We start from the raw sequence: 8,777 nt of genomic DNA, 5'->3' as shown, positions 1-8,777 counted from the left end.
ATACGCGCGTGTCGAAACGCACATACGAGACGTCATCGCTGGGACCGTTCAGGGCTGCGATGTCGCAGGCCAGGAACGCATCGCCTTTCTTGGGCTTCACTTCGCGGATGCGATTGAGATACCCGAGGCCGGTGATGTGCAGATCGAAGTAGGACTTGTCGGTGGAAGTGGTCATGGTGAATCTCCTGAGAACAAAGAGGCGGAGACACACCCGACCCAAGGCGGGGAAGGTGTGGAACCCCCGCGTGGGTTGATGGAACAGCTTGGTGGCATCGCCATCGAGAACCGATGGCCGTTCGCGCATGGATGCCGGTGCGAACTGGAGTGATCAACGCGGTCGGAACCGCATCGCAGCCTTGAAGATCGTGGCTGCCTGGGCATGTCGCTGACGGACGTCAGCGGAACATGGCCGGAAGCGTGGCGCCGGGACGGCGCGCAGGCGAGCGGCAATCGGCACTCGCGGCTGTCCGCATTGCCGGGAAGAAAGAGGCCCCCGGAGCGGGGGCCAGGGATGGGCGGTCAGTTGCCGCTGGGGGTGGAAGGAACCGCCTGCAGCGACAGGTGTGTCGCGGTGGCGGACACGTCGAGGTCGTCCTCGCTGCGCAGGATGCGCGCAAACACGCCCTCCTGCGGATCGAAGAACTCGCCGAAGTCGTCGCCACCGACCTCGGCACGCGCCAGTTCCCACCAGTCGTCGAAGGCATCGACATCCGGGTTGCAGCCGGCGGCATAGGCGATGGTCTTCTGGCGACCATCGGGTCGGCGCTCGCCGCGCTCGGCCAGGAAGTACACGCCGTGATCCTTGACCAGGATGACGCGGCATTGATTCGCCACCGCTTCGGCGAGCACGGGCCGCAGCTCCGTGCCTTTGAATCGAACAGTCATGGGTGTGATCTCCAGGGAGGCAGGAAGAGAGGCTTCCCGCCGCGAAGGCGGGAAGCTGCTGGGAGGTCAGTGCCGGACAGCCTTGCGACCCGACAACAGGCACTGCACTCGGATGCGGCGCCAGCTCCCGTCGTCGATCAGCCGTTCCAGCGTCTCGCCGAGGGTGTCGAAGAACACCTCATCGACCCGTTCGACCAGCTCGCCGTCGCGGCGCAGCTCCACCGCGTAGAGGTCGGGGCCACGCTCATACAGCACGGTGACGCGACCCTGGAACTTCATCGTGGCGACGGTGAAGCCGATGGCCGGCGGCGTGCGGATGATGTCGGCGGGCAGCGGATCGACCCAGGTGATGTCCCGCGCACCGGCATCCACCAGCATGTGGGTGATGCGCCGGAAACCGTCGGGAGCGGGCAACTGCTCCAGTTGGTCGACCAGTTCCTGCAGCTCGGGGCAGCGCGGCTCGGGGATCGGCAGCTTCGCCGGTGCGGACCCGAGCACGAACCGCTTCACCGTGTAGGGCTGGCCGTCGGCGGTGAACTCGGTTTGCTCCTCGGGCGTGTCCGCCCGCTGACCGTCGAAGCGGCGTCTGACATAGGGTTCGACCTGCACCTTGGCGCCCTCGTCGGGCACTTCGGTCACGAGCGTGCGATCGAGTACCGCGAACTCGGCCCGTCCCGTCTTGACGACGATGGCCTCGTCGGTGGTGGCGATGACCTTGCCCTCGAAAGGCTTCGGGTCGATGTGAAAGCCCAGCGTCGAAACCTTGGGCTGGCCGTCGAAGATGTTGAACTTGAACGAACGGACGTTGGAAGGCACATGACCGACGACGAGCGTCGGCATCTGTGCGCGGATGGCTTGGGTATCCATGGGGAGACTCCTTGTGGCAACCAAGGGACTCCCGCCCGCAAGGGAGGTCTGTCCCTTGAGGGTGAGGTGGATGGACGCGGGTGCGCCCGGAGAACGAAGCAACCAGCACGGCGAACCGCGCCGCAGTCTTGAAGGTCTCGACTGCCTGGGCATGCTGCCGGCAACGCCAGCGAACATGCGGCCAGCGTGCGGCACATGGCGGCGACCGTCCGTTGGGAATCGGCAATGCGCCGGCACCGCGTTCCGCGCAAAAGAAGAGCCCCGACGTGGGGGCTCGAATGGGTTGCGGGTTACTCGTCGTCGTAGAGCGTCAGCCCGTCCAGCACGGGCGCGTCGGCATCGAAGATCAGCAGACGCACGTCGGCGAGCGCAGCCAGGTGCAACACCTCCACGAGGGACTCCGGCACGCCCTTGGCCCGGTGCTCCTGCCGCAGCTCTTCGGCGGTGATGCCCTCGACATGCTGCAGGTTCGCATCCGTCCAGGGCGTGGCGATCAGCTTCACGCCGACCGCCGGGCTGTAGGGAATGCGGAAGGCCATGAACAAAAAACCGCTCGGCGTGGCGATGTCCGCCAGTTCGGCGAGGAAGCGGCCGGCCTCCTCGGTGATATGCACCGAACTGATTTCCCAAGCACGGCTGTAGAACCCGGTCTCGAAGCGCAGGCGGCGTACCACCTCGCGCGCGGCTTCCTCGGAGTAGGTATCGCCGACGTGCAGCGGCTGGCCGGCTTCTTCGGCCATGACGGCGTAGACGAGGTTTCGGGCGATGCCGTGGCTGGGGCACTGCGCGTCCAGCTCGGGCGGCACGTTCTGGCCCTCGGTGATCAGCGCGAAGTCGTCGCAGAAGACGCAGGCATGGCGCTCGACCTGGCTGTCCGGCAGGTGCGACTGCGAGACGTGCAGCGGCAGATAGCTCAGCGGGCAGTCGTCGTCGTAGGAAATCGCCAGCAGCCGCTGCACGGACAGGCCATCGTAGCCGCGGACGAAGGGGTTTTTGGAATGGGACATGGGATTCCTCCAGCAGAGGATGGCCGAGGCAATCCCCTGCCGGGGATTGAACCCCAGCGAGTGGATGAAGTGGCAGCCGGTCAGCCGGCCGCGGCGTCGGGCCGCCCTGGTGGCGGGCGGTGCAGGTCAGTGGAAGATGGTGATTCGGGACATGGCCGCTCCTGCGAAAAGAAGGAGGGACATGGCCCCGAACAGGGACGCATGTCCCTCGTGGGGTGGGAAGAAAAGAAGAACGTCGGCGGGCCGCAGTGCGGCTCACCAGCCGTTGTAGTTCAGCGTCAGGTCGGCGATGACCTTGCGCCGTTCCAGGTCGAGGCCGCCCAGGTCGGACAGACCCTCGAAGCCGCAACGCTTGAGCATCGCGCCGCCCTCGCGGGCGTTGTAGAAGCTCACCATCGCGGACAGGAACATCCGCTGGCCGCTGCTCAGGACGCCCAGGGCATCGTTGAGCATCAGCAGCTTCGGCCGCAGATCCCACTTGGTGGTGGCACGCTGCAGGCCATCGCGGGTGCCGTCACCGAACCACTCGGCTCCGGCGATGTTGACGCCGCGCTTCCAGGCCTCGAAGAAGGCTTGCGGTGCGGCGGCGAAGTGCTGGTGTTCCAGCTCGATCTGATCAAGTACCTCTTGAGGCAGGGCACGGTTCATGACATGGGCTCCTGGTGGTTGGACATTACGGGTTGAGGCGCTGCTGCCAGCGGCCCGTTTGCAGGGCGTGGTCGGCGGCGTTGAGCGAGCGGAAGTAGCTGACCGACTCGCGCGAGACCGGGCCGTCCGCATCGGCGGTGCCGATGTAGTGGCCGGCTGCGCTGCAAAGCAGCTGCAAGGGCAGGCGCTTGCCGACGTAGGCCAGGGCCTGGAAGCCGATGGATTCGGTGCGGGCCTGTTCGACGCTCAAAGGCGCCGATGCGAACGCGAGGGACATGGGTTTCTCCTGGTGGTTGAAAGACCGGGAGGACCACGCCCTGACGGGAGCGGAAACTCCCGAAGGGTTGAACATGAACGGCATCGGCGTTGTGAAACGCTCGTCCGCGGTGGTCGATGCGAAGCGGACTGGTGCGGTCAGCGCGGCGAGGCGCGTTGCAGCCTTGAAGACCGGGGCTGCCAGGGCATGGTGCTGACGACTGTCAGCAGCGCATGGGGGAGAGCTTTCGACTGCCGGATAGCCGCGTCATGCAGCAATCGGACGCTGCCGCGCCCCCGATTCGCCGGGCGCGTCCGACCCTCCATTGCGAGACGCTTGCACAATGATTCGATAAATGTTGTATCATCGAATCATGAACGAGACCCAAGCCGTTTCCGCCCTTAATGCCCTGGCCCACACCCAGCGCTTGCGCGTGTTCCGCGCCCTGGTCGTTGCCGGCCTCGAAGGGCTCACCCCCAGCGTCCTGGCCGACCAGCTCGACGTGGCCCGCAACACCCTGTCCTTCCACCTGAAGGAGCTGGCCCATGCCGGCCTGGTCACGATCGAGCAGCAGGGCCGCAACCTGATCTACCGCGCCGACTTCGCCCACATGAACGGGCTGCTCGGCTACCTGACCGAGCACTGCTGCCAAAGTGGCGTGTGCGAGGCTAACGCTACCTCCCATGCCTGTACCTCCTGCTGAAAGGACTTCCCATGAAGCGCTTCCACGTCCACCTGCACGTCGATGATCCGAACCGCAGCATCGGCTTCTATTCCCAACTGTTCGCCGCGCAGCCGGCGCGCGTCGAGGGCGACTACGCCAAGACCCGCCGGTCAACTTCGCCATCTCCACGCGCGGCAGCAAGCCGGGCATCGACCATCTGGGCATCCAGACCGACGACGCCGACGAACTCGCCGCCCTGAAGGCCCGCGCGCAGGCGGCCGACATGACGATGCTCGACGAAGGCACGACGACCTGCTGCTACGCGCGCAGCGAGAAGCATTGGATCACCGACCCGCAGGGCGTGGCTTGGGAGCACTTCCACACGCTCGGCAACATCCCGGTGTTCAACGAAGCGCCTCACACCGCAAGCGGCACGGCTGCGGCTTGCTGCGCACCCAGCGACGGCCGCACCGCCGCGAAGCCGGCTGCTTCCTGCTGCTGACGCGAGGCGCCCATGACAACAGAGACCACCTACAACGCGCTGTTCATCTGCACGGGCAATTCGGCCCGGTCGATTCTCGCCGAAGGCATCCTGAACGCGCTGGGGCAAGGGCGCTTTCATGCCTACTCGGCGGGCAGCCACCCCAAGGGCGAAGTCCACCCGCTGGCGCTCGCCACGCTGGAGCGCATGGGCCTGCCCGGCACCTCCTATCGCAGCAAGAGCTGGGACGAGTTTGTGGCACCCGGTGCGCCGGTGTTCGATTTCATCTTCACGGTCTGCGACAACGCCGCCGCCGAGGTCTGCCCCGTCTGGCCGGGCAAGCCCGTCTCGGCCCATTGGGGCGTGCCCGATCCGGCGGCCGTCGAAGGCAGCGAGGTTCAACAACGCATGGCTTTCATGGATGCCGCCCTGGTCCTCAAGCGCCGCATCGAACTGTTCCTGTCGTTGCCGCTCGCGCGCCTGGACGCCATGTCCTTGCAGCGCGAGTTGCGCGACATCGGCCAGAAGTGAAGGCGGCCTCTCATCCGTGTCTGAGAGGACGGCTCATGCCCGACATTCAAATGAAGCGCCTGCCCATTTCCTGGCAACGCCTGGTTAGCGGACGGGGAACGACCTGCCCGCGCTGCCAGGGCACGAGTGAAGAAGTGCAGCGCGCCGTCCGGAAGCTGCAACAGGCGCTGGAACCGCTGGGCATCGCGCCTGAATTGCAGACACAGGAAATCGACGAAGCCGCGTTCCTGCAAGACCCGCTGCAATCCAACCAGATCCTGATCGCTGGACAACCCATCGAATACTGGCTGGGCGGGCAGACGGGCCGCAGCCGCTGCTGCGACGAATGCGGCGACAACGATTGCCGCACGGTGGAAGTCGGTGGCCAGCGTTATGAAGTGATCCCCGAAGACTTGCTGGTGCGCGCCGGAATGATTGCCGCGAGCCGCATGCTGGACCCCAGCTTGTCCTCTTGAACCCGTTACCAAATCCAGGAGTACAACGATGAGAAACATCCAAGTCTTCGATCCGGCCCTGTGCTGCAACACCGGCGTGTGCGGCACGCAAGTGGACCAGAACCTCGTGACCTTCGCGGCCGACGTGGATTGGGCCAGCCGCAACGGTGCCCGGATCGAGCGCTTCAATCTGTCGCAGCAGCCCCTGGCATTCGCCGAGAACGCGATCGTCAAGGGCTTGCTGGAGCGCACCGGCCAGACCGTGCTGCCGGTGACGCTGGTGGACGGCCAACTGGCGCTGGCGGGCCGCTATCCGGCGCGTGACGATCTGGCCCGCTGGGCGGGCATCGCCGCACCCGCCGCGCCGCAATCGCAAACCCAAGCACAAGGGCGCTGCGGCGGCGGTAGCCGCTGCTGCTGAACAAGGTAACTTCAATGCACTTTCTCGCTCAACCGCCTCGCTTCCTTTTCTTCACTGGCAAGGGAGGCGTCGGCAAGACTTCCATTGCATGCGCAACCGCCGTGCAACTGGCCGCTCAAGGCCGGCGCGTCCTGCTCGTCAGCACTGACCCGGCCTCGAACGTGGGGCAGGTTTTCGGCGAGCGCATCGGCAATCGCATTACGGCGATTCCCGCCGTGCCGAACCTGTCGGCACTGGAAATCGACCCACAGGCGGCTGCCCAAGCCTATCGGGATCGCATCGTCGGCCCGGTGCGTGGAGTTCTGCCCGATCCGGTGGTGCGAGGTATCGAAGAACAGCTCTCCGGTGCCTGCACCACGGAAATCGCCGCCTTCGACGAGTTCACGGCATTACTGATCGACTCGACGCTGACGACCGACTACGAGCACATCATTTTCGATACGGCACCCACCGGCCACACCATCCGTCTGCTCCAACTGCCTGGCGCATGGACTGGCTTTCTGGAAGCCGGCAAGGGCGATGCGTCCTGCCTGGGACCGCTCGCAGGCTTGGAGAAGCAGCGCACCCAGTACAAGGAAGCCGTCGAAGGTCTGGCTGATCCGTTGCGTACCCGCCTGGTTCTGGTGGCTCGTGCGCAACGCGCCGCGCTGCAGGAAGCGGCGCGCACCCACGAAGAACTGGCCGCCATCGGGCTGTCGCAGCAATACTTCGTCATCAACGGCGTGTTCCCCGCCGGTGAGGCCGAGCAAGACGCATTGGCTGCAGCGATTCATCGGCGAGAGCAAGCCGCACTGACTGCCGTCCCGGAAGCGCTGAAGGCCTTGCCCCGGGACCGGATCGCGCTCAAACCCTTCAACCTCGTGGGCCTCGATGCCTTGCGCGGTCTGCTGGTCGAGACCGCCAGCCCTGGCTGTGCCGATGCCGTGGAGCCTGCCACGCTCGATGCGCCGGACTTGTCCACCCTGGTCGACCAGATTGCCGCCGATGGGCACGGACTGGTCATGGTGATGGGCAAGGGGGGTGTAGGCAAGACGACACTGGCCGCAGCCGTCGCTGTGAAACTGGCAGACCAGGGGCTGCCCGTTCACCTGACCACCTCAGACCCGGCCGCGCATCTGGCCGAAACGCTGGAAGGCTCGCTTGCCAACCTGACGATCAGCCGCATCGACCCGCATGAAGAAACGGCGCGCTACCGACAGCATGTGCTGGACACCAAGGGCGCTCAGCTCGATGCCGAAGGTCGTGCCCTGCTGGAGGAAGACTTGCGCTCCCCCTGCACCGAGGAAATCGCGGTGTTCCAGGCGTTCTCCCGCATCATCCGCGAGGCCGGCAAGAAGTTCGTGGTGATGGACACTGCTCCCACAGGGCATACCTTGCTCCTGCTCGACGCGACAGGCGCATACCACCGCGAAATCGCCCGGCAGATGGGCGGCACGGGTCTGCACTACACGACGCCGATGATGCAGTTGCAAGATCCAAAGCAAACCAAGGTGCTCATCGTCACGCTTGCCGAAACCACGCCCGTATTGGAAGCGGCCAATCTACAATCCGATCTGCGCCGAGCAGGCATCGAACCGTGGGCATGGGTCGTCAACAGCAGTGTCGCGGCAGCGCACCCGCGTTCCCCGCTGCTGCGCCAACGGGCGCATAACGAGTTGCAGGAACTCGACGCCGTGGCAACACGGCATGCCCAGCGCTTTGCCGTCGTGCCCCTTCTGACAGAAGAGCCGGTCGGTGTGGAACGTCTGCGGGACTTGGCCAGCCGGAAGGCGCCATGAATCCGTCGAACCCAACTCCGATGAGCATCTTCGAGCGCTACCTGACGGTGTGGGTGCTGTTGTGCATCGTCGCCGGCATCGCCTTGGGCCAGCTCGCGCCCGGCGCGTTCCAGGCCATCGGCCGCATGGAAGTGGCCCAGGTCAACCTGCCGGTTGGCCTGCTGATCTGGATCATGGTGATCCCGATGCTGCTCAAGGTGGACTTCGGTGCGCTCGGCCAGGTGCGCCAGCACTGGCGCGGCATCGGCGTCACGCTGTTCATCAACTGGGCCGTCAAGCCGTTCTCGATGGCGCTGCTGGCGTGGCTGTTCATCCGTCAGGTCTTCGCCGACTGGCTGCCGGCCGACCAGCTCGACAGCTACGTCGCCGGGCTGATCCTGCTGGCGGCCGCGCCCTGCACGGCGATGGTGTTCCTCTGGAGCCGGCTGACCGGCGGCGACCCGGTGTTCACGCTGTCGCAGGTGGCGCTGAACGACACCATCATGGTGTTCGCCTTCGCACCCATCGTCGGGCTGCTGCTGGGCCTGTCGGCGATCACGGTGCCGTGGGACACGCTGCTGACCTCGGTGGTGCTCTACATCGTCATCCCGGTCATCCTCGCGCAGTTGTGGCGCCGCGCGCTGCTGCGTCGTGGCCGGGCCGCATTCGATGCCGCGCTCGCCCGCATCGGCCCGCTGTCGATCGCGGCGCTGCTGCTGACGCTGGTGCTGCTGTTCGCCTTCCAGGGCCAGGCCATCCTGCAGCAGCCGTTGGTGATCGCCATGCTGGCGGTGCCGATCCTGATCCAGGTGTTCTTCAATTCCGG

13 protein-coding genes and 1 pseudogene are annotated in these 8,777 nt (G+C 65.7%); 8 read left to right on the top strand and 6 right to left on the bottom strand.

Annotation, left to right across the window (positions count from 1 at the left end):
- From Q0654_RS02360 to Q0654_RS02335, 6 genes are all read right to left on the bottom strand, one after another.
- On the bottom strand, positions 1-175 hold a 175-nt coding region (locus Q0654_RS02360), incomplete at its 3' end, for a DUF3577 domain-containing protein (protein ID WP_298850084.1).
- 344 nt (positions 176-519) lie between these two features.
- On the bottom strand, positions 520-885 hold the full coding sequence (locus tag Q0654_RS02355) for a DUF3085 domain-containing protein (RefSeq protein WP_203328734.1): 366 nt from the start codon (positions 883-885) through the stop codon (positions 520-522).
- A 66-nt stretch (positions 886-951) separates the two neighbouring features.
- A complete protein-coding gene (locus Q0654_RS02350; RefSeq protein ID WP_298850077.1) occupies positions 952-1,752 on the bottom strand; it encodes a GTPase in 801 nt (266 codons plus the stop codon).
- A gap of 290 nt (positions 1,753-2,042) precedes the next feature.
- Complete coding sequence (locus Q0654_RS02345) at positions 2,043-2,759, bottom strand: ABC transporter substrate-binding protein (protein ID WP_298850076.1); 717 nt, start codon at positions 2,757-2,759, stop codon at positions 2,043-2,045.
- 255 nt (positions 2,760-3,014) lie between these two features.
- A complete protein-coding gene (locus tag Q0654_RS02340; protein WP_127805102.1) occupies positions 3,015-3,407 on the bottom strand; it encodes a hypothetical protein in 393 nt (130 codons plus the stop codon).
- Positions 3,408-3,432: 25 nt separating this feature from the next.
- Positions 3,433-3,684, bottom strand: coding sequence for a hypothetical protein (locus tag Q0654_RS02335; protein WP_298850074.1), 252 nt, complete (start codon positions 3,682-3,684; stop codon positions 3,433-3,435).
- On the opposite strand from Q0654_RS02335, the gene Q0654_RS02330 reads away from it, so the two are divergent.
- The 8 genes and pseudogenes from Q0654_RS02330 to arsB form a co-directional block, all read left to right on the top strand.
- Positions 3,683-3,880 carry a hypothetical protein gene (locus Q0654_RS02330; RefSeq protein ID WP_298850072.1) on the top strand — a complete coding sequence of 66 codons (198 nt, stop codon included), beginning with the start codon at positions 3,683-3,685 and terminating at the stop codon, positions 3,878-3,880. The genes Q0654_RS02335 and Q0654_RS02330 overlap by 2 nt on opposite strands.
- Positions 3,881-4,036: 156 nt before the next feature.
- Positions 4,037-4,366: a helix-turn-helix domain-containing protein gene (locus Q0654_RS02325; protein WP_298850082.1), complete on the top strand. Its 330-nt coding sequence runs from the start codon at positions 4,037-4,039 to the stop codon at positions 4,364-4,366.
- Positions 4,367-4,377: 11 nt separating this feature from the next.
- Positions 4,378-4,829, top strand: a pseudogene (locus Q0654_RS02320) (ArsI/CadI family heavy metal resistance metalloenzyme).
- Positions 4,830-4,841: 12 nt separating this feature from the next.
- The gene (locus Q0654_RS02315) at positions 4,842-5,339 is read left to right on the top strand and encodes an arsenate reductase ArsC (RefSeq protein ID WP_298850070.1); all 498 of its coding nucleotides are present in this window, start codon (positions 4,842-4,844) and stop codon (positions 5,337-5,339) included.
- A 35-nt stretch (positions 5,340-5,374) separates the two neighbouring features.
- On the top strand, positions 5,375-5,794 hold the full coding sequence (locus Q0654_RS02310) for a DUF2703 domain-containing protein (protein ID WP_298850068.1): 420 nt from the start codon (positions 5,375-5,377) through the stop codon (positions 5,792-5,794).
- Positions 5,795-5,822: 28 nt separating this feature from the next.
- Positions 5,823-6,194, top strand: coding sequence for an arsenite efflux transporter metallochaperone ArsD (gene arsD / locus Q0654_RS02305; RefSeq protein ID WP_298850066.1), 372 nt, complete (start codon positions 5,823-5,825; stop codon positions 6,192-6,194).
- Positions 6,195-6,208: 14 nt separating this feature from the next.
- Entirely contained in the window at positions 6,209-7,972 is a 1,764-nt protein-coding gene (arsA, locus tag Q0654_RS02300) for an arsenical pump-driving ATPase (RefSeq protein WP_298850064.1), read from the top strand.
- A partial coding sequence (arsB, locus tag Q0654_RS02295; protein ID WP_298850062.1) for an ACR3 family arsenite efflux transporter occupies positions 7,969-8,777 on the top strand: 809 nt, incomplete at its 3' end. The genes arsA and arsB, both read left to right, overlap by 4 nt.

It is taken from the genome of uncultured Aquimonas sp., from assembly GCF_937888285.1.
Lineage (GTDB): Bacteria > Pseudomonadota > Gammaproteobacteria > Xanthomonadales > Xanthomonadaceae > Aquimonas.
Note: the sequence above shows the minus strand (reverse complement) of the source record. Positions and strands in the feature narration are given on the sequence as shown.